The 18085-nt window shown below is 36.4% G+C and carries 31 protein-coding genes, 2 tRNA genes and 1 pseudogene; 33 read left to right on the top strand and 1 reads right to left on the bottom strand.

The annotated features are described in order from the left end of the window. Window positions 1-4 precede the first annotated feature (4 nt). The 33 genes and pseudogenes from PLI06_07015 to PLI06_07175 all read left to right on the top strand — a co-directional run bounded on the left by PLI06_07015 (window position 5) and on the right by PLI06_07175 (window position 15892). On the top strand, window positions 5-148 hold the full coding sequence (locus tag PLI06_07015; protein HOI77344.1) for an uL22 family ribosomal protein: 144 nt from the start codon (window positions 5-7) through the stop codon (window positions 146-148). Next, the gene (locus PLI06_07020; GenBank protein ID HOI77345.1) at window positions 148-741 is read left to right on the top strand and encodes a 30S ribosomal protein S3; all 594 of its coding nucleotides are present in this window, start codon (window positions 148-150) and stop codon (window positions 739-741) included. Before PLI06_07015 ends, PLI06_07020 begins: the two co-directional genes overlap by 1 nt. 13 nt (window positions 742-754) lie before the next feature. Next, window positions 755-964: a 50S ribosomal protein L29 gene (gene rpmC, locus PLI06_07025; protein ID HOI77346.1), complete on the top strand. Its 210-nt coding sequence runs from the start codon at window positions 755-757 to the stop codon at window positions 962-964. After that, window positions 957-1265 carry a stress response translation initiation inhibitor YciH gene (yciH, locus tag PLI06_07030; GenBank protein HOI77347.1) on the top strand — a complete coding sequence of 103 codons (309 nt, stop codon included), beginning with the start codon at window positions 957-959 and terminating at the stop codon, window positions 1263-1265. The genes rpmC and yciH overlap by 8 nt, the downstream gene beginning before the upstream one ends. Further along, the gene (locus PLI06_07035) at window positions 1262-1495 is read left to right on the top strand and encodes a ribonuclease P protein subunit (GenBank protein HOI77348.1); all 234 of its coding nucleotides are present in this window, start codon (window positions 1262-1264) and stop codon (window positions 1493-1495) included. Before yciH ends, PLI06_07035 begins: the two co-directional genes overlap by 4 nt. 4 nt (window positions 1496-1499) lie before the next feature. Further along, entirely contained in the window at window positions 1500-1811 is a 312-nt protein-coding gene (locus PLI06_07040; protein ID HOI77349.1) for a 30S ribosomal protein S17, read from the top strand. After that, complete coding sequence (locus PLI06_07045) at window positions 1808-2233, top strand: 50S ribosomal protein L14 (GenBank protein HOI77350.1); 426 nt, start codon at window positions 1808-1810, stop codon at window positions 2231-2233. The genes PLI06_07040 and PLI06_07045 overlap by 4 nt, the downstream gene beginning before the upstream one ends. Window positions 2234-2245: 12 nt before the next feature. After that, complete coding sequence (gene rplX, locus PLI06_07050; GenBank protein ID HOI77351.1) at window positions 2246-2614, top strand: 50S ribosomal protein L24; 369 nt, start codon at window positions 2246-2248, stop codon at window positions 2612-2614. Between the two features lie 9 nt (window positions 2615-2623). After that, window positions 2624-3337 carry a 30S ribosomal protein S4e gene (locus tag PLI06_07055; GenBank protein ID HOI77352.1) on the top strand — a complete coding sequence of 238 codons (714 nt, stop codon included), beginning with the start codon at window positions 2624-2626 and terminating at the stop codon, window positions 3335-3337. 11 nt (window positions 3338-3348) lie between these two features. Continuing rightward, window positions 3349-3879: a 50S ribosomal protein L5 gene (locus tag PLI06_07060; protein ID HOI77353.1), complete on the top strand. Its 531-nt coding sequence runs from the start codon at window positions 3349-3351 to the stop codon at window positions 3877-3879. Then, the gene (locus PLI06_07065) at window positions 3876-4019 is read left to right on the top strand and encodes a 30S ribosomal protein S14 (protein HOI77354.1); all 144 of its coding nucleotides are present in this window, start codon (window positions 3876-3878) and stop codon (window positions 4017-4019) included. Before PLI06_07060 ends, PLI06_07065 begins: the two co-directional genes overlap by 4 nt. Before the next feature lie 10 nt (window positions 4020-4029). Then, entirely contained in the window at window positions 4030-4416 is a 387-nt protein-coding gene (locus PLI06_07070; GenBank protein HOI77355.1) for a 30S ribosomal protein S8, read from the top strand. Window positions 4417-4425: 9 nt separating this feature from the next. After that, the gene (locus PLI06_07075; protein HOI77356.1) at window positions 4426-4974 is read left to right on the top strand and encodes a 50S ribosomal protein L6; all 549 of its coding nucleotides are present in this window, start codon (window positions 4426-4428) and stop codon (window positions 4972-4974) included. Between the two features lie 10 nt (window positions 4975-4984). Next, window positions 4985-5356 (top strand): annotated as a pseudogene (locus tag PLI06_07080) (50S ribosomal protein L32e). Window positions 5357-5516: 160 nt separating this feature from the next. After that, entirely contained in the window at window positions 5517-5978 is a 462-nt protein-coding gene (locus tag PLI06_07085; protein HOI77357.1) for a 50S ribosomal protein L19e, read from the top strand. A gap of 4 nt (window positions 5979-5982) precedes the next feature. Continuing rightward, on the top strand, window positions 5983-6555 hold the full coding sequence (locus PLI06_07090) for a 50S ribosomal protein L18 (GenBank protein HOI77358.1): 573 nt from the start codon (window positions 5983-5985) through the stop codon (window positions 6553-6555). Between the two features lie 274 nt (window positions 6556-6829). Beyond that, window positions 6830-7486: a 30S ribosomal protein S5 gene (locus tag PLI06_07095; GenBank protein ID HOI77359.1), complete on the top strand. Its 657-nt coding sequence runs from the start codon at window positions 6830-6832 to the stop codon at window positions 7484-7486. Between the two features lie 8 nt (window positions 7487-7494). After that, window positions 7495-7956, top strand: a complete 462-nt coding sequence (gene rpmD, locus PLI06_07100) for a 50S ribosomal protein L30 (protein ID HOI77360.1) — start codon at window positions 7495-7497, stop codon at window positions 7954-7956. Between the two features lie 10 nt (window positions 7957-7966). Beyond that, window positions 7967-8422: an uL15 family ribosomal protein gene (locus tag PLI06_07105; protein HOI77361.1), complete on the top strand. Its 456-nt coding sequence runs from the start codon at window positions 7967-7969 to the stop codon at window positions 8420-8422. Next, entirely contained in the window at window positions 8422-9795 is a 1374-nt protein-coding gene (gene secY, locus PLI06_07110; protein ID HOI77362.1) for a preprotein translocase subunit SecY, read from the top strand. Before PLI06_07105 ends, secY begins: the two co-directional genes overlap by 1 nt. 9 nt (window positions 9796-9804) lie before the next feature. Further along, on the top strand, window positions 9805-10359 hold the full coding sequence (locus PLI06_07115; GenBank protein ID HOI77363.1) for an EMC3/TMCO1 family protein: 555 nt from the start codon (window positions 9805-9807) through the stop codon (window positions 10357-10359). A 12-nt stretch (window positions 10360-10371) separates the two neighbouring features. Then, window positions 10372-10647 (top strand): 50S ribosomal protein L34e, encoded by a 276-nt coding sequence (locus PLI06_07120; GenBank protein HOI77364.1) that lies wholly within the window; start codon window positions 10372-10374, stop codon window positions 10645-10647. Then, window positions 10647-11189 (top strand): AAA family ATPase, encoded by a 543-nt coding sequence (locus PLI06_07125; GenBank protein ID HOI77365.1) that lies wholly within the window; start codon window positions 10647-10649, stop codon window positions 11187-11189. The genes PLI06_07120 and PLI06_07125 overlap by 1 nt, the downstream gene beginning before the upstream one ends. A gap of 15 nt (window positions 11190-11204) precedes the next feature. Next, on the top strand, window positions 11205-11459 hold the full coding sequence (locus tag PLI06_07130) for a 50S ribosomal protein L14e (protein ID HOI77366.1): 255 nt from the start codon (window positions 11205-11207) through the stop codon (window positions 11457-11459). Next, window positions 11456-12427, top strand: a complete 972-nt coding sequence (locus PLI06_07135) for an RNA-guided pseudouridylation complex pseudouridine synthase subunit Cbf5 (GenBank protein HOI77367.1) — start codon at window positions 11456-11458, stop codon at window positions 12425-12427. The genes PLI06_07130 and PLI06_07135 overlap by 4 nt, the downstream gene beginning before the upstream one ends. Continuing rightward, the gene (locus tag PLI06_07140; protein ID HOI77368.1) at window positions 12428-12997 is read left to right on the top strand and encodes a methyltransferase; all 570 of its coding nucleotides are present in this window, start codon (window positions 12428-12430) and stop codon (window positions 12995-12997) included. Then, window positions 12997-13081, top strand: a tRNA-Ser gene (locus tag PLI06_07145). Before PLI06_07140 ends, PLI06_07145 begins: the two co-directional genes overlap by 1 nt. 13 nt (window positions 13082-13094) lie before the next feature. Next, the gene (locus PLI06_07150; GenBank protein ID HOI77369.1) at window positions 13095-13550 is read left to right on the top strand and encodes a 30S ribosomal protein S13; all 456 of its coding nucleotides are present in this window, start codon (window positions 13095-13097) and stop codon (window positions 13548-13550) included. A 5-nt stretch (window positions 13551-13555) separates the two neighbouring features. Next, window positions 13556-14092 (top strand): 30S ribosomal protein S4, encoded by a 537-nt coding sequence (locus PLI06_07155; protein ID HOI77370.1) that lies wholly within the window; start codon window positions 13556-13558, stop codon window positions 14090-14092. After that, a complete protein-coding gene (locus tag PLI06_07160; protein ID HOI77371.1) occupies window positions 14093-14488 on the top strand; it encodes a 30S ribosomal protein S11 in 396 nt (131 codons plus the stop codon). It abuts the gene before it with no gap. Continuing rightward, on the top strand, window positions 14488-15273 hold the full coding sequence (locus tag PLI06_07165; protein ID HOI77372.1) for a DNA-directed RNA polymerase subunit D: 786 nt from the start codon (window positions 14488-14490) through the stop codon (window positions 15271-15273). Before PLI06_07160 ends, PLI06_07165 begins: the two co-directional genes overlap by 1 nt. Before the next feature lie 3 nt (window positions 15274-15276). Beyond that, window positions 15277-15361 (top strand) — tRNA-Leu (locus PLI06_07170). Window positions 15362-15745: 384 nt separating this feature from the next. Next, a complete protein-coding gene (locus tag PLI06_07175) occupies window positions 15746-15892 on the top strand; it encodes a hypothetical protein (protein ID HOI77373.1) in 147 nt (48 codons plus the stop codon). 85 nt (window positions 15893-15977) lie between these two features. On the opposite strand, the gene PLI06_07180 is transcribed toward PLI06_07175, so the two are convergent. Next, complete coding sequence (locus PLI06_07180) at window positions 15978-17993, bottom strand: CARDB domain-containing protein (GenBank protein HOI77374.1); 2016 nt, start codon at window positions 17991-17993, stop codon at window positions 15978-15980. Window positions 17994-18085: the final 92 nt, after the last annotated feature.

The raw sequence follows: 18085 nt of genomic DNA on the forward strand, positions 1-18085 counted from the left end.
GGGATTGAACACAACAAAACTAAGAATAATCCATGCATCTGCTTACAGAGGCAGAGTAATCCCAGGATTTATGCCAAGAGCTTTTGGAAGAGCTTCACCCTATAACAAGGAGCTTACAAATGTCGAGATAATTGTGGAGGAGAGATAATGGCCATCGAGAGAAAATTTATAGAAGAAAGTGTTTCCAATTTAACGATTGATGAATTCCTTGGAGATTCACTAAAGAGAGCTGGCTATGCAGGGATGGATATCAAGAGAAATCCCCTTGGGACTAGAGTTACAGTTTTCGTGCAGAAGCCCGGAATTGTCATAGGAAAAAGAGGAAGGGCCATTAAAGATTTGACAGACCAACTTGAAAGACCTCCTTTTAATCTAGAGAATCCTCAGATCGAAGTACAGCAAATTGAAAATCCAGACCTTAATGCAGATGTAATGGCATTTCAGCTTGCAAGTGCTATTGAGAGGGGAGAACATTATAGACGGGCAGCTTATAATTACCTTAGAAGAATAATGAGGTCTGGGGCAAAGGGTGCTGAAATTAAGATTTCAGGAAAACTCAGTGGAGAAAGAGCTCGTTCAATGAGATTTGCCGAAGGTTACCTAAAGAAATGTGGAGATCCAGCTATAGAGCATGTGAGAGTTGGGTATTCACCTGCAAAGAAGAAACTCGGTATAATCGGAATTGTAATCAAGATAATGCCTCAAGACGTATCACTGCCAGATGAAATAAAGTTTAAGTAATAGGTGTATAATAATGGCAATATATAGAGTAGACGATATAAGAGACCTTTCAGTTGAAGAAATTGAAAATAATATAGATGAACTTAAAAGCGAATTATCAAAGGAAAGGTCTTTACTTGCTACAGGCAGCGCACCAGAAAATCCTGGAAGGATAAGGGAGCTTAGAAGGACTATAGCAAGATTAAAAACAATAAAGGCTGAAAAGGAGAAGCAAAATGAGTGAGATTTGTGCAGTTTGTGGCCTTCCCAAAGATCTTTGCGTCTGCGAAGAAATCGCTAGGGAAGAACAACAAATACGCATTTTCACCGAAAGAAGAAGATTTGGAAAACTTATGACGGTCGTTGAAGGAATTGATTCATCAAATATCGACATTAAGGATCTGTGTACAACTCTAAAGACAAAATGTGCATGCGGTGGAACTTCAAAAGACGGAAAGATTGAACTTCAAGGGGAGCACAAGAACAAGGTTAAAAAAATATTAATTGACCTTGGATTTAGTAAGGATATGATTGTAGTTTCATGAATCACATAATACTCTTGGGGAAACAAGTCGAGGTAATCCAAAGCTCAAATAGATATGAAGTTGGTATTAAAGGATTGGTCATTGAGGATACAAAAAATACGATAAAAGTAAGGACAGAAAATGGAGTAAAAATCTTAATAAAAAATAGTATAATCCTGATGATTAACGATAAAAAAATTGATGGTAACTTACTCATAGGGAAGGAAGAAGAAAGAATCAAGAGGATGTGATGTGATGATCGGCATCGATGTAAAAGAACCTAAAAAAAGTTGTAATAATGAAAAATGTCCATTTCACGGAACTTTACCTGTCAGAGGCAAATTAATGGAAGGGAAGATTGTAAGCGATAAGATGAATAAAACAGTCGTCGTTAAAAAAGAGTTTATGACAAAACTCGACAAATACGAGAGATTTGAAAAGAGAAGTACAAGAATTTCAGCACATATTCCCGACTGTATTAATGCTAAAACAGGCGACAATGTGAAAATAATGGAATGCAGACCATTAAGCAAGACAAAAAAGTTCGTTGTCGTTGAGGTGATCTGATGGCGAAAGGTGCAGGAGCAACTCGTGGAAGGTCAACTGTAAGGCCTGGCAGATTTCACACAACTAAAACAAGATTAGTTTGTGCCGATAATACTGGTGCAAAAGAACTTGAAATTGTTGCGGTAATCAATTACAAAGGTACCTCTAGAAGATACCCAAAAGCCGGTGTTGGAGATATGGTAATGGTATCTGTTAAAAAAGGCAGACCAGATGTCAAAAAGAAGGTATTGCCTGCCGTTATAATAAGGCAGAGAAAAGAATACAAGAGAATAGACGGTACAAGAATTAAATTTGAAGATAATGCAGCCGTTATTACTGGTGACGACGGCGTTCCAAAAGGCTCTGAAGTAAGGGGCCCTGTTGCAAAAGAAGCAGTTGAAAAATGGGTTAGAATTGCTAACGTTGCAAGTATTATAGTATAGAGGGGGATAAGAATGATTAAAAAATACTCAGGAAAACCATCAAAGCAGAGAAAAAGGCACTTTAATGCGCCACTCCATAAAAAACACAGTTTAGTGTCTTCTCACCTAGCCACAAGCCTTAGAAATAAGGTAGAAGCAAGATCCTTACCATTAAGAAAAGGTGACAAGGTCAGAGTAATGAGAGGGGATTTCAAAGATCACGAAGGTGAAGTAACAAAGGTAGATCTCAAAGCAATCAAGATATATGTAGATGGTGCAGTTGTAGAGAAGGCAGATGGAACTAAAATTGAGTATCCTATACACCCTTCAAATTTAGAGATTATTGATATTGACAGAAAGGATGAGATGAGAGATAAAGCTATTGGGAGAAAGGGAGAATAAGGTGGTAAAGTGGGGAGAAAAGGACAGAGAAGATCATTAAAAAGATTATTTGCTCCAAAAAATTGGAGAATCGAGAGAAAAGTTAAGGAATGGACCGTAAAACCTATTCCAGGCCCTCATTCCAAAGAGGTGTCAATTCCGATTACAATCTTACTTAGAGATTATCTTGGGCACGCCACAAATAGGAAAGAGGTAAATTTTATCCTACACAACGGTGATGTTCTTGTAAATGGAAGGCCAATTAAAGATTCCAGTTTTCCTGTAGGTATTATGGACGTTATAGAAATTCCCAAAACAAAGGAATATTTCCGAGTATTGTTTGACAAGAAAGGGTCCGTAAATCTTCTTAAGATAGATGAGTCTGAAAAGAATACTAAACTCTTCAAATTGGTTAATAAGACGATTGTTACAGGAAAAAAAGTTCAATTGAATCTCCACGATGGAACGAACTTGCTGTCTGAAGAAGGATATAAAACATCTTCAACATTAGTAATGAAAGTTCCTGATATGAAAATTGTAGATTCACTCGAATTTAAAGAAGGTTACATTGGACTAGTCATTAAAGGTAAAAACGTTTCAAGGATAGGTAAGATTTCAAAGATAACTCCATTTGGAATATATAAAGATGCAGTATTATTAGAATCAGGAAATGACAAGTTTCAGACATTGAAAGATTATGTGCTTGTCGTTGGAAAAGATTCTCCCATAATTAAACTTGAGTGAGGCTGGCAAACATGGAAGAGATACTAAAAAATTGGGAAAATCCTATGAGAAAACCATACCTATCAAAAGTAACTGTCAATATGGGGGTAGGGGAATCAGGAGAAAAACTAGAAAAAGCTAGGGCACTTCTTGAATTTCTTACCGGTCAGGCACCTATTAGAAATAATGCCAGACAAACCAATAAAGAATTTGCAATTAGAAAAGATGAACCTATTGCAGTTTCTGTTACTCTTAGAAGGGAAAAGGCTAGTAAATTCCTTATGAGAACACTAGAAGCAGTGGAATTTAATCTAAAGGAAAGAAGTTTTGATAATCGCGGTAATTTCTCTTTTGGCATAAAAGAACACATAGATCTTCCTGATGTTCAATACGACCCTGAAGTCGGAATCTTCGGAATGGATGTATGTGTAAATCTTCAAAAGAGAGGACTTAGAGTAAAAGAGAGAAGAATTAAAAAGAGCCACGTACCCATAAGGCATCAGTTGACCAAAGAAGAAGGGATACTGTTCGCTAAGCAGGAGTTTGGGGTGAACATTATATGAATAAAAAGTTTGGAGTAGGCTCAAGAACATGCAGACGCTGCGGTACCCACCGTGCAGTCATTCGAAGATATAATCTTATGGTTTGCAGGCGCTGCTTTAGAGAAGTTGCCAGAAAAATTGGCTTCAAAAAATATCATTAGGTGATTAAAGATGAAAATAGATCCTTTGGCCGACGCACTTTCAAATATTTATAATTATGAAAATGCTAGAAAGCCCGATTGCGTTATCCCCGCATCAAAACTTATGGGCAATATCCTAAGAATTATGCAGAAATGGGGGTACATAGGAGCATTTGAGTTTATAGACGATGGTAAGAACGGCCTATTTAAAGTTGAATTAATGGGGGCTATAAATAAGTGCGGTGTTATAAAACCAAGAACCCCCGCAAAGAATAATGAACTTGAGGATTGGGAAATGAGATATCTCCCTGCAAAGGAGTTTGGAATATTAATAATGTCAACTCCAAACGGAGTAATGTCCCACAAGAAGGCCAAAGAGCAAAACATTGGAGGCATTCTATTAGCTTATGTTTACTAGGTGATGTTTATGGTACAACATGTCGAATGGTTTATTGATATCCCAGAATCTGTAAAAGTTACAATAGATGGGGCAAGAGTTAGTGTAGAGGGGCCAAAAGGTAAGTTGGAGAGAGATTTTCACTTAAAGAACCTTAAAATGGAGAAAATCGAAGGCGATAAACAAATTAGAGTCGCAATGCTCCACGCATACAAGAAAGAAAAGGCTATGATAGGTACCATCAGTTCGCATCTAAGAAATATGATAAAAGGAGTTTCAGAAGGATTTGAATACAAGATGAAAATTATATATGCACATTTTCCAATGAATGTTAAATTAGATGGAAAGCAGCTAGTGATTTCAAATTTCCTTGGTGAAAAAAGCCCTAGAAAAGCAAATATTTTTGGTAATGTAGCGGTAAAAGTTTCCGGTGAATTTGTTACTGTAAATGGTATTAACTTGGAAGAAGTTGGTCAAACTGCAGCCAATATAGAGCTTGCTACAAGGGTAAGAAAAAGAGACCCAAGAGTATTTCAGGATGGTATTTATTTACTTGAAAGGGATGGAGTCCCAATATAGGTGAGATGAAATGAGTTCACGATTATTAAGAGTGAGAAAAAAGCTTAATAGCAAGAGGCCAAAATTTCTAAGAACTGAAACATGGAAACATATATCCTTTAAGAATGATCCTAAATGGAGAAAACCTAGAGGTAAAGATAACAAGATGAGAATGAAAAGAAGCGGAAAGCAACCTCTAGTTTCAGTTGGATACAGGGGGCCAAAAGAAGTCAGAGGCAGACATGCGTCTGGCTTGGAAGAGGTCATGATTACAAATCCAGGACAAATTGATGGCCTAAAAAATGTCATAATTAGAATTAATGCGGCTGTTGGAAACAAAAAGAAGATTGAGATAGTCAAGAAAGCTGCTAAATCTAATCTTAAAATAGCAAATCCATCCTTGACACATGTAAAAGTTACCTCAGTAGAAGAGTTTGATGCTATTGAACATATTAAAGATCATATCCAGAAATTAATAGTTCCACTTAGTATTGATAGCGACACAAGGTCTGATATAGTGAGAAAGGCAGAAGATGCCGGTATATTGGTGGAGGAATGATCGCATGGATCTAAAAGTTCAGAAAAGACTTGCATCACAGTTATTAAAATGCGGTGAAGGTAGAGTTTGGGTTGACGGTAACAGCGCATCTGAGATTTCTATGGCAATTACTAGAGAAGACGTTAGAAAATTAATCGATAGCGGCAAGATTAAGAAGAAACAGGAAGCAGGCATATCAAGACATAGAGCAAGAGAAAGACACGTCAAAAGAAAGAAAGGAAGAATGAGTGGATTTGGATCCCGAAAAGGGAAAGCCACTGCGAGATATCCTAAAAAGAGGAGATGGATTAATACAATAAGACCATTAAGAAGAACTTTGATCGAGCTAAGAGAATCCAAAAATATTGATAAAAGTTCATACAGAAAACTTTATAGGATGGCTAAAGGTGGAGCTTTTAGAAGTGTTTCATATATGAGTAATTACATAAAAGAACACGGCCTTGTATCAGAAAAGAGGAAGAGGTGAAGCAATGGCAACTGGACCAAGATCAAGAGTACCTTTTAAGAGAAGAAGGGATGGTAAGACTAACTATAGGAGAAGGCTCGCCTTAGTCAAATCTGGAAAGAATAGGGTCGTAATAAGAAAATCACTAAATAATATATTAATTCAAATTGTAAGTTCTACATTTGAAGGCGATAAAACTCTTACAACAGCCTTCTCAAAGGAATTAAGAGATATGGGATGGAACTTCCACTGCGGTAACACACCAGCAGCATATCTTACGGGATACCTTTGTGGCAAAAGGGCTAAAAAGATTGCAGATGAATTCATACTAGACATAGGCCTTCAAAGATCCATAAAAGGTGGAAGGAACTACGCAGCTTTGAAAGGATTCGTTGACTCAGGATGTAACGTTAACGTAGATGAAAGTATATTCCCTCCAGAAAACAGATTAAAGGGAGAGGACATCTCCTCATACTATGAAGGTCTTGACGAATCTCTAAAAGAGAAGAATTTTTCTAATTATTTGAAAAATAAAACTGATCCTTCAAAAATGCCAGGGATGTTTGAAGAGATTAAAACTAAAATAGACAAACTATGAGGTGTATATAATGCCAAGAAAGAAAAAAGAAATCATCGAAGAACCTGTTGAGGAAGTAAAGGAAGAGCCATTAGAGACCCTTGAGGCCAAAGAGATAATTGAAGAACCAAGTGAAATAGTTGAAGACATCCCCGAAGAAGATGCATTAGAAGAAACTCCCCTGGAAGATGAAAGTGCTGAAGATGTCGTTATTAAAGATACAACCTCTGAAGAAGAAGTTATAAAGAAACTATCTATTGCTGAGAAGAAAAGACTTGAGGAAGAAAGAAAATCTATGGGAAATAGGTGGAATCCCAAGACAAAGCTTGGCAAAATGGTAGCAAACGGAGAAATTACTGATATTTCACAGATATTAAATAAGGGCCTTAGAATAATGGAGCCTGAGATAGTAGATGTATTACTACCAGAAGTTACAGATCAGAATAATCAGGAAGTCCTAAACATTAATATGGTTCAGAGAATGACCGACTCTGGAAGAAAAGTCAGATTTTCAGTAATGGTTGTTATAGGTAACAGAAATGGTTACGTTGGAATCGGTAAGGCCAAAGCAAAAGAAGTTGGTCCTGCAATTAGAAAAGCAATCAATAATGCCAAACTTAATGTTATCCAAGTGAAGAGAGGATGTGGCAGTTGGGAATGCAAATGCGGTACAGCTCACACAGTTCCATTTAGAGTAACTGGCAAGGCAAGTAGTGTCACAGTAACGTTAATACCTGCCCCAAACGGTTTGGGCCTTGCAGTAGGTGGAGTCGGTAAGAAGATCCTATCTCTTGCAGGAATAAAAGATGCATGGTCAAAAACCGATGGCCAGACACAGACAACAGTTAACTTTGCGAACGCAGTAATGGACGCGCTCTACCAAACAAACACAATGAGTGCACAAGAGAGAGACATTAAGGTCATAGGTATTGTCACAGGAAATACTAATTAGGTGAGATTATGAACAGATTAGCTGTTGTAAGAGTAAGAGGAAGGGTGGACGTAAGAAAAGACGTACAGGACACCCTAAAAATGCTTAATTTAACTAAGGCAAATCACTGCGTTATAATAGACGATAGGGAGTCTTTTGCAGGAATGTTACAAAAAGTTAAAGATTATGTTACATACGGACCGATTGACACAACCACTCTATCTAAACTCATAATTAAGTGGGGAAGATTAGAGGGGGATATTCGAATTACTGAGGAGTATGTTAAGGAAAAGACGGGAAAAGATTTAGCTACTTTTTGTAAAGATTTCTTAGAGTTTAAAAATGAACTTTCTGACCTTAATTTGAAAAAGGTATTCAGGCTTCATCCTCCTCACAGTGGATATGAAGCAACAAAGAAACCATATACATTAGGTGGAACTCTAGGTGCAAGAGATATTGAAATCAACAGCCTTATTCAAAAAATGATTTAGGTGTTTTAAGATGATCAGAGTAAAAAAGAAGAGTACAAAAATGAGAGGATTTAGAACATGTGGCGGTGGCTGCTCTAAGAAAAGAAGAGGTTCAGGTCATAGGGGTGGAAGAGGACTTGCTGGAAGCGGTAAGAAAAAGAAAACTAAATGGACAAGAACAATAATTACAATGCCCGGCCACATTGGAGCATACGGATTTTCTAGAGATTCTTATTTAAGAAAAGATCCATCATTCATAAATGTTGGAGCTATCGAAGAAAAGCTCAACTCTTTAATCGATAAAAACATTGCCGAAAAGAAGGATGGAAAAATATACGTTGATGTTTCAAAACTAGGCGTTAAAAAAGTATGCGGAAAAGGAAACGTTAAAGGAGTTTATGTTATAACAGCAAACGAATTCTCTAAAAAGGCAGAGGAAAAAATCTTATCTGCCGGAGGAGAAGCTGTAATTACAGGTGACAATTAATGGCGGCCATTGAAGGATTTCAGCAAAGTATATTTAGATTTTTACCTGAGGTTACATTACCTAAAAAGCGTATTAATCTAAAGAATAGGCTTATCTGGAGTGGATTGATGTTATTCATCTACTTTATACTTGCTGAGGTACCTGTCTATGGGATAACTGGAAGCCAGATTGATTATTTTGCAGGCCTTAGGGCCATTATGGCAGGAGAAAACGGCTCGATTCTAACCTTAGGTATAGGGCCAGTTGTTACCGCAGGAATTATAATGCAATTGCTAGCAGGGTCAGAAATTATAAAATTTGATCTTTCATCTCCTAAAGGAAAAGCAACTTTTCAAGGCACTCAAAAAATTCTAGCAATTTTTCTATGTTTTTTTGAAGCCGCAATATGGATATTAGGTGGTGCATTCGGTAGGCCTGAGAGTTCATTTTTGATAGGATTTATGGTAGTACAACTTGCTATAGGTGGACTTTTGGTATTAATGATGGACGAAGTTGTCACAAAGTGGGGATTTGGTTCTGGTATTTCTTTATTCATTGCAGCAAATGTTTCTCAGAGAATATTGTGGGAAGCATTCAGCTTTGCCAAGTCGCCGATAAATCCTGATGAGTTTATCGGGGCCATACCTGCATTTATAAAATCATTTATAGACGGGCAACCTGTTTGGATTAGAGGGGGCCTGCTTCCTGATATAACTCAAGTGTTCTTCACTCTAGTTGTATTCGCAATTGTAGTATACGCCGAAGGTATGAGATTAGAAATACCTTTATCATATGGTAAGTTCCGAGGAGCAAGAGGGAGATACCCAATAAAGTTCTTATACGCTTCTAACATTCCTGTCATTCTTGCAGCAGCATTATTTGCAAATGTTCAACTATTTGCTAGAATTTTAACTAGCAGAGGAATCAATTGGCTAGGAACATTTAATGAATTTGGGGGTCCAAAGAGTGGATTAATCTATTATCTGACCCCTCCTCAAAGCATTGAAATCTTAATTAATGAACCATTGAGGGCATTAATATATTTGCCAATATTCATAGGACTATGTGCTATGTTTGCAGTTCTTTGGATTGATCTAACTGGTATGGGTCCAAGAGAAGTTGCCAAAAAACTTCAGGGCTCGGGAATGCAAATACCCGGATTTAGAAGGGACATTAGGATATTAGAAAAAGTTCTTGACCGGTATATACCTCCAATCACCTTAATGGGGGGAATATTTGTTGGACTTCTTGCAGCATTTGCTGATTTCACAGGCGCTCTTGGTACCGGTACAGGAATTCTTTTAACAGTAGGTATAGTCTATAGAATGTACGAGGAACTAGCAAAGGAACAAATGGGTGAAATGATGCCCGCATTCAGGCAATTTTTAGGATAGGTGGAAATAATGAGTATATATGATGCCATATTAGAACCCATATATAGGGCGTTGGACGTAGCATTTGGATGGCTATTTGCCTATGGTTCAATGTACGCTATCTTAGGGGTAGCTATAGTAATAGGAACCACCCTAACAGTAGTTCAGGCGCTTCTTGTAGACCAAAAGGAACTCAAAATGATGAGGGATGAAACTACATCATTTCAGAAAGAAATGCTTAATGCACAGAAGTCAAACGATAAGAACAAAATAAAAAAACTTCAAAAAAGGAAAGGTAGAATTGACGAAATGCAAAAAAAACTAATGACAATGTCATTTAAACCCTTATATATAACTATGATTCCGATATTTATCTTCTTTTCCTGGCTTAGACAATCTCCTGCTGCAGATATTGTAGATCCTGTAGTTGTAAAACTACCTTTTGATACACTTCTTGTGCAGCTGTTTCACAGGAGTAGTCCAGCTGAATTACAGACTGGTGATTGGCTAGGCTGGCTTGGATGGTATATATTTTCAAGTTCAGTAGTATCAAATATACTTAGAAAGATAATGGGAATGGCTTAGAGGTGAGAAATTATGCCGAGACCGATGTATAGATCAAGATCTTTAAAAAGAAAAAAAGTGAGAACCCCCTCTGGAAAAGTAGTAACACATTACAGAGAAAAGAGAACTGGAACGCCTCACTGTGGTGAGTGTGGAGCTATTCTTGGCGGAGTACCACGAGGTTTGAGATCTTACGAAATGCGAAGATTATCAAAAACTAAAAAGAGACCAGAGCGGAAATTTGGAGGAGTTCTCTGTCCTGCTTGCACAAGTGACCTAATTAAAAAGGACGTAAGAGGACAACTTTAATGCGTGTGACTATCGGAGGGCCCCCTGGTAGTGGTAAAACAACTGTAGCAAAAATTGTTTCATCAGAGCTTCGATATGTTCACATCTACACTGGGGATATTTTTAGGAATCTTGCTAAAGAAAGAGGTATGTCTCTTGGGGATTTTTCTAGATTAGCTGAGAAAGATCACTCAATTGACATTGAAGTAGATCGAAGACAGAAGGAATTAGGAAATAAGGATAATATAATACTTGAAGGGAGAATGGCAAGATTTATGATCGTGCCTGATTTGAGTGTTTGGATTACCGCTCCTTTTGAAGAGAGGGTAAGACGAATATCTCAAAGGGAAAATCTCTCTTATGATGTGGTATTTAAAGATACGGAAAAAAGAGAAAAAAGTGAGATAAGTAGATATAAAAAGATTTATAATGTGGATATATCTAATCTGGCTTCATATGATCTTGTGATTAACTCACTCATATTGAGCGCTGAAGGAGTAAGCCAGATCATAATTGCGGCCATAAATAACATATCACCGGTACCAAAGGGCGACCGGGTATAAATTGGAGGTGACTTAATGGCAATGGAAGTAGGAAGAGTTTGTACAAAACTTTTAGGAAGAGAAGCAGATAAGAACTGCGTTATTGTGGAAATTGTAAACAAAAATTTTGTTGTTGTTTCCGGACCAAAGGAGTTAACAGGCGTTAAGAGGAGAAGATGCAATATAAAACATCTTGAGCCTTGGGGCGTAAAAATTAATGTTGAAAAAGGCGCGTCTGACGATACCCTTAAGGAGGCCATACAAAAGGCCAAGGTAGAGGGGTACAGTTGAACGGGTCCGATGGAGACATATTATACAAATCAAAGGACAAGACAAGTTCTAGGTATGGAAAAAGACCAGAAGACCGAAATCTAAATGAACTTTTGCAAAAGGGGATTGTCAATATAGATAAACCTAGGGGACCTACCTCGCATGAGGTTACTTCTTGGGTAAAGAAAATTCTTGGCATATCCAAAGCGGGTCATTCAGGAACACTTGATCCTAACGTTTCAGGAGTATTACCTGTGACACTTGGGAAGGCAACAAAACTTGTAAAACTTTTAATGACCTCTAATAAGGAATATATTTGCACACTTCATCTTCAAAAGGACGTTCCAAAAAATGATCTTATGAGAGTATTAAAAGAATACGAGGGGGTTCTATATCAGAAACCACCCGTTAAAAGTGCCGTCAAGAGAAGGGTTAGAAATAGGAGAATTCATTATCTAACGCCGATTGAGATAGAAAAAAAAGACGTGCTCATGAGAGTTGGTTGTGACGCTGGAACTTACATAAGAAAGCTTTGTTATGACATGGGGCTCTCATTGGGATGTGGAGCAAGCATGGAAGAACTCAGAAGGACTAAAACGGGAGTGTTTGGAGAGGAATCTACAATAAGACTCCAAGATCTTCTCGATGCAAAAGTTTTCTCCATAGAAGAAAATAACGAGGACATCCTGAAGAAGTGTATAGTGCCTTATGAAATTGTACTTGAACCATTAAAAAAGATTTGGATTAAGGATACTGCAGTGGAAGCACTATGCCAAGGGGCAATGCTTACTGCTCCTGGAGTATCTAAGCTTCAAAGTGGGATCTCAAAAGGAGATACAGTCGCTATACTCTCACTTAAAAATGAAGCTATTGCAGTTTCAGAGGCTGAAATGACTTCAGAAGAAGCATTAAAAAAAGACAAAGACATTGTTGCAAAACCCTTAACAGTGCTCATGGAAACAGGAACCTATCCAAGGACGTGGAACTAAATGCCGCACTATTACTCTGAAGATGTAACAGCACCATTGAAAATAGCAAGAATTTCAGAGATGATACTGGGTAAAATGTATCAATTTGACATAGCACCAGGCGTATTTTCTTCAAAGAGAGTAGATAAAGGTACTATGGCCTTATGCGAACTAATGGACTTGGACAAAAGTCACAAAGTACTTGATATGGGATGTGGATATGGAGTAATAGGGATTGTTGCATCTTCCTATGTTTCGGAAGTTCATATGAGAGACATAAATAAAAGAGCCGTCTATCTCACAAAAAGGAATATAAAGCTCAATAATATAAAGAACGCATCAGCAAGTCAAGGAAACCTTTATGAAGACCTTGATAAGTTTAATGTTATATTGACAAATCCACCGGTATCATCGGGGATGGACCTAGTTGGGCTTATGATAGACGAAGCACCAAAACATTTATATGAAGGTGGAAATCTACAACTTGTAATACGAAAAGGCGTAAATATTATAAAAGAGAGATTAGAAAAAAGCTTTGAAAAGGTGAATATAAAGAAGAAATATGGGTATAATATTATATTTGCTTCATAGCCGGGGTTGCTGAGCTTGGTACGGCGCGGGCCTGGAAAGCCCGTTCTCCTCTGGAGTGCATGGGTTCAAATCCCATCCCCGGCGCTATGGTGATTATATGGATGAAGAAGTAAAAGGTATTGTTCGTGTACTAGGTACAAACATAATGGGAAACGACATCTTTGAAGTTGGTGTATTGAAAATAAGAGGTGTCGGACCAGTTATGGCTAGGGCTGTAGCCCAAGTGGCAGGTATATCTCCCAAAACTAAGGTAGGAAATATACCACCAGAAAAAATAAAGATAATTGAGACGATAATTGAGAATCCTATAAATAATGGTATTCCCGTATGGCTTGTAAATAGGAGAAAGGATTATGAGACCGGCGAGAATGTTCATGTCGTTGGACCAAAATTATTAATGTCATTGAGGGAAGACCTAAACAGGATGAAAAAGATGAAGAGTTACAAGGGTGTCAGGCATCAACTTGGGCTTCCTGTGAGAGGACAAAGAACAAAATCCTCTTTTAGAAAAGGAACCTCATTAGGCGTCCAGAGAAAGAAAGCTACAAGGTGATTTAAGTGGGAGATCCAAAAAAAATCAGACGTAAATATGATAAACCATCACATCCATGGCAAAAAGATAGAATTGATTCTGAAAACGTATTGATGAAAAAATACGGACTTGCCAATAAAAAAGAGATATGGAAAGCTTTGAGTTTTCTTAGAAATGTAAGAAGGCAGGCAAGAGCATTATTGGCTAGTCATGATGAAGCGTCAAAAAGGCAGACTACTGACCTTATAACAATGCTTCAGAAGTATGGTATATTGAAAGAAGAGTCAACATTAGAAGAAGTATTGACATTGTCTTTAGAAGATATTCTTGACAGAAGATTACAATCACTTGTACTAAGGAAAGGACTAGCAAAAACACCAAAACAGGCGAGACAGTTTATAGTTCATAAACATATCATGTTAAACGGTGCCAAAGTATCAATTCCAAGCTATTTAGTTCCTAAAGCAATTGAAAATTCAATTGGATATGCAGTTAGATCATCATTAAATGATCCAAGTCATCCAGAAGTTCCGAAAAAAACAGTAATTGAGGAGGGTAATTAAATGCCAAAAGAAGGGGGAAGATGGGGAGTAGCCCACATATACGCTTCGTATAACAATACTCTTATTCACATCACCGATTTAACAGGTGCTGAAACTATAAGCAGAGTTACAGGTGGAATGATAGTAAAAACTGGAAAAGATGAATCCTCTCCTTATGCTGCAATGAAAGCAGCAGCAAAGGCAGCTGAAGAGGCTATAGAGAAAGGTGTAGTAGCAGTTCACATTAAGGTTAGAGCTCCAGGAGGAAACAAGGCAAAGACTCCGGGGAGAGGGGCCCAAGCAACTATCAGAGCACTTACTAGAGCAGGGTTAAGAATTGGTAAAATTGAGGATGCTACGCCTATACCCCATGACGGTACAAGAGCCAAAGGGGGCAAGAGAGGTAGAAGAGTATAATGGAAATAGAAATTTTCAAAAAAGACGATAGAGAATTAAGATTTTTGGTCAGAGGAGTTTCTGTACCATTAGTTAATGCATTGAGGCGTATATTTATTTCAGAAATGCCCTCTATGGCGGTTGACTATCTTAAATTTTATAAAAATAATTCTCCAGTTTTTGATGAAATAATAGCCCATAGAGTTGGTTTAATCCCTTTAAACAATGCATCTGAAATTTACATAACTCCCGAGAAATGCGGATGTAAAGAGGGATGCGAAAAATGCTCAGTTACTTTATCTCTTCATAAATCAGGACCATGTACTGTTTACTCAAGGGATTTGGTATCTGGGGATCCGGATATTTATCCAATGCTTGAAGATATCCCAATTACTAAACTTGGGGAAGGTCAGGAATTAAAGTTTGATGCATTTGCTAGAATTGGAACTGCAGAGGATCATGCTAAATGGCAAATAGCCAATGCCGCATACAAATATGTTCCTAAAATTGAATTTAACTTAGATAAATGTGACTTTTGTGAAGAATGCGTTCCTAAATGTCCTAAAGAGATTCTTTATAAAGAAAAAGACCAAATTAAAGTAAAAGATATTTACGAATGTACTATGTGTAGGGCTTGCGAAGAAGCCTGTGAGCAAAACGTAATTAAAATATCTTATGAGAATGACGCATTTATATTCTTTGTTGAATCTTATGAGAATATGAAAGTCAATGATTTAGTTTCAGAAGCTTTGGGCATGCTGTCCACAAAATTGGACAATTTAAAAAATCTCGTTGAAACCATTTGAAGCGCGGGGGTTGCCGAGCATGGCCAAAGGCGCAGGATTGAGGGTCCTGTTACGTAGGTATTCGTGGGTTCGAATCCCATCCCCCGCACTTTTTTATAAACAAAATGCGATAATAATCTCTTCTAGGCTAAAAATGACATTTGTTGAACTAAAATAATTAGGATATTATCCGAAACTACAGTTTTGTGATTCTTAGGATTTTTTTAAATTTTAGGGATAAGAAACTTTAATTTGTTATTAATTTTTACTTTCTTTGATAATTTTCATCAAATATTAGGGATAGGAAACTATTTTCAGTATTCCTCCATTTGCCGATATTGATTAATATTTTTTATACAATCAACGAAAAGTTTATATATTAAACAACATATCATAATATGTGATTATGTATTATGTGGCATAATTACTGGAGTTGAAGATAATGGGAACAGAAAAAACTTATTTAGATCTCCTGGAAATTATAAGAGAAGAAATGGGCGATGCTAAGAGCAATCCTGCAACGCGCAAAACTATAGACTCAGCTTTGGCAGAAATTTCCACGAAATATGGGGTTGCGGCTGCAAACAAAACATTCGATGCTTGCAAGCTAGAATCTTGCGGTATTTCAAGACCAAAATAATAGTTTCTAAATATTTTCTTTATTATTCTTTTTCTATTCTTAAACCACTTAAAAATATTTCTGGCATATATACGCCTTAATAATTCTATCTTAATCTAAAAATCTTTTTTACATTATCTAATAAAGTTGGATTGCTTTTTTCTTGAATATTTTGCCGATAATTAATAATAGTCGAATACAGCTCATTTGGTGAACCGTAAGGTGATTTTATTATGTTATTACTGGTGTCAATTTCAAAATAATAAAATAGATTAGTTTTTCCTAATGGCTCTACTTCTGCCGAATAGCTATAATTTCCTTCATTATCCATCTTTAGAATGAAAAAGGAACTATTTATGTCATAGTCATATTTGTAATATAGATATGCGTTTGATGAATTAATATCTTTTAATTTCATCGTGATTTTGAGCAAATTAGATATATTTACATCTTGAGGAGTTGTATTTAGTACCAAATCACTTCTCATTTCGAGTATATCTGATTCATTAATAACATTGGAAAAGTTCTTTGTAGCAATATTATTGTTTTTATCCATTTCTTTGATTTTATTCTCTTCATCAATTACTACCACAATATCTCCGTTTTCTGTAGCGGGCATAAATGTAATATTCTTTTCGACAATTTCATCTGGCTTTAAGGATAAATAAAATCTTTCTATAAATATGTTGTTTGAACTATTAGCATCCCTCTGGTATATGGTTACAGAAAAGTCATCTACACCAACACTTCCTTTATTTTTTATTTTAGTTTTAATTAAGAAAAATCCATTTTCTTGTTCTTCAATTATGATGTAGTAAGGATATATTAGTAAATCAATATTTTGGTATGCTGGTCTGTTATTTTGATTACTACCTGGGGTTGTAATTGAATTATTTTCTCGTGGCACCACTTTTATGGTGTAATTTAAGTAGTTGTTATATTTTGAGATTTCGCTTATACTATTATCCGGATCAATTTTGATATCTATGACATTTTCGCCAGTATTTGAAAATGTTAAATATAATGCCAAATCCATATAGGAAGATGGTAAGATCTGATTTATTGTCGAAGAAGTTTTAAGATCACCATTAAGGTATATTTTAACAGGCACTACAAAAGCTGCTGATTTTCCAATATTTCTTATTCTAAAAGATAATAATGAAGGTTCACCTTCATAGATTATTTGATTATATGAAATATCGCTTTTAGATATGTACAGATCGGGTTTATTGTTTTGATTGTTTGTTGACTTTTCTTCAGAAGTAGTCTGCGAATTTGTTGATTTTGCTGATAAAGGATAAGTTGCCATATTATTATTTTCATTTTCTTCATCAATATCGTTGTTATAATCAGCAACAAAGTAAATTGTATAGTTTCCTTCTGTAGGGGGGGTCCAGTAAAAATTAGCCGTTATTTTTTGTCCAACATAAAGAGAGGGAATATTTATTTTGCCTAATTCATTTCCTTTTTCAGGGGACCCCTCAAAAACAGCAAATACGAAATTACCTGCATTTTTCTTCCCCGAGTTGATCAATGTTATTTTCATTGATATCTGTTTTAAGGATTCAGCTTGTCCGGAAAAATCTATTCTTTCTATTATTATATCAGGTTTCCCGTGAGATTCTTGTGATGTTATAGCTGGAGTTGTCACACTATTTCCTGATTGCGTACCAAAGAGTTGAGTTATCATTTTTCCATAAGGCCCACCATCAACTATTCCTATCCCTACTTCTTTGTAGGATGGATTTAAAATATTGACTCTGTGAGAGGGGCTCCCCATAAGTGAAGAATGCCCAGCGTCAATAGATGGATTTCCACATATATTTTCTGCTAATGTAATGAATCTATACCCAGCATTTCTAGCTCTGTCTGAAGGTGTCAATCCATCAGGATTTATGTGGTTAAAGAAATTTCTGTTAATCATGTCCTGGCTATGAAGTTTTGCTGCAGTGGAAAGAGACGAATTCATTGTGAGGGGTTCAAGTCCTTGTGCCTGGCGTTCATTATTTATTAACGAAAGCATGTAATACTCTTCCGTACTATCTGAATAGACCATGGGAATTGTCCCAAATATGATAACTATTGAAATTAGGAACAATCGAAATTTCGTATATTTATCCATATAACAACACTTGAAATGTTCTTTTTAAAAATTTCTGAATAAAAAATAACTCTTATTAATATTTATATTATAATTTAAATGAAAATTTAATA

This window comes from Methanofastidiosum sp. (genome assembly GCA_035362715.1).
GTDB lineage: Archaea > Methanobacteriota_B > Thermococci > Methanofastidiosales > Methanofastidiosaceae > Methanofastidiosum.

Coding starts and splice junctions, on each gene's coding strand:
- PLI06_07020 (HOI77345.1), top strand. CDS start 148: ATGGCCATCGAGAGAAAATTTATAGAAGAAAGTGTTTCCAATTTAACG.
- rpmC (HOI77346.1), top strand. CDS start 755: ATGGCAATATATAGAGTAGACGATATAAGAGACCTTTCAGTTGAAGAA.
- yciH (HOI77347.1), top strand. CDS start 957: ATGAGTGAGATTTGTGCAGTTTGTGGCCTTCCCAAAGATCTTTGCGTC.
- PLI06_07035 (HOI77348.1), top strand. CDS start 1,262: ATGAATCACATAATACTCTTGGGGAAACAAGTCGAGGTAATCCAAAGC.
- PLI06_07040 (HOI77349.1), top strand. CDS start 1,500: ATGATCGGCATCGATGTAAAAGAACCTAAAAAAAGTTGTAATAATGAA.
- rplX (HOI77351.1), top strand. CDS start 2,246: ATGATTAAAAAATACTCAGGAAAACCATCAAAGCAGAGAAAAAGGCAC.
- PLI06_07060 (HOI77353.1), top strand. CDS start 3,349: ATGGAAGAGATACTAAAAAATTGGGAAAATCCTATGAGAAAACCATAC.
- PLI06_07065 (HOI77354.1), top strand. CDS start 3,876: ATGAATAAAAAGTTTGGAGTAGGCTCAAGAACATGCAGACGCTGCGGT.
- PLI06_07070 (HOI77355.1), top strand. CDS start 4,030: ATGAAAATAGATCCTTTGGCCGACGCACTTTCAAATATTTATAATTAT.
- PLI06_07075 (HOI77356.1), top strand. CDS start 4,426: ATGGTACAACATGTCGAATGGTTTATTGATATCCCAGAATCTGTAAAA.
- PLI06_07085 (HOI77357.1), top strand. CDS start 5,517: ATGGATCTAAAAGTTCAGAAAAGACTTGCATCACAGTTATTAAAATGC.
- PLI06_07090 (HOI77358.1), top strand. CDS start 5,983: ATGGCAACTGGACCAAGATCAAGAGTACCTTTTAAGAGAAGAAGGGAT.
- PLI06_07095 (HOI77359.1), top strand. CDS start 6,830: ATGGGAAATAGGTGGAATCCCAAGACAAAGCTTGGCAAAATGGTAGCA.
- rpmD (HOI77360.1), top strand. CDS start 7,495: ATGAACAGATTAGCTGTTGTAAGAGTAAGAGGAAGGGTGGACGTAAGA.
- PLI06_07105 (HOI77361.1), top strand. CDS start 7,967: ATGATCAGAGTAAAAAAGAAGAGTACAAAAATGAGAGGATTTAGAACA.
- secY (HOI77362.1), top strand. CDS start 8,422: ATGGCGGCCATTGAAGGATTTCAGCAAAGTATATTTAGATTTTTACCT.
- PLI06_07115 (HOI77363.1), top strand. CDS start 9,805: ATGAGTATATATGATGCCATATTAGAACCCATATATAGGGCGTTGGAC.
- PLI06_07120 (HOI77364.1), top strand. CDS start 10,372: ATGCCGAGACCGATGTATAGATCAAGATCTTTAAAAAGAAAAAAAGTG.
- PLI06_07125 (HOI77365.1), top strand. CDS start 10,647: ATGCGTGTGACTATCGGAGGGCCCCCTGGTAGTGGTAAAACAACTGTA.
- PLI06_07130 (HOI77366.1), top strand. CDS start 11,205: ATGGCAATGGAAGTAGGAAGAGTTTGTACAAAACTTTTAGGAAGAGAA.
- PLI06_07140 (HOI77368.1), top strand. CDS start 12,428: ATGCCGCACTATTACTCTGAAGATGTAACAGCACCATTGAAAATAGCA.
- PLI06_07150 (HOI77369.1), top strand. CDS start 13,095: ATGGATGAAGAAGTAAAAGGTATTGTTCGTGTACTAGGTACAAACATA.
- PLI06_07160 (HOI77371.1), top strand. CDS start 14,093: ATGCCAAAAGAAGGGGGAAGATGGGGAGTAGCCCACATATACGCTTCG.
- PLI06_07165 (HOI77372.1), top strand. CDS start 14,488: ATGGAAATAGAAATTTTCAAAAAAGACGATAGAGAATTAAGATTTTTG.
- PLI06_07175 (HOI77373.1), top strand. CDS start 15,746: ATGGGCGATGCTAAGAGCAATCCTGCAACGCGCAAAACTATAGACTCA.
- PLI06_07180 (HOI77374.1), bottom strand. CDS start 17,993: ATGGATAAATATACGAAATTTCGATTGTTCCTAATTTCAATAGTTATC.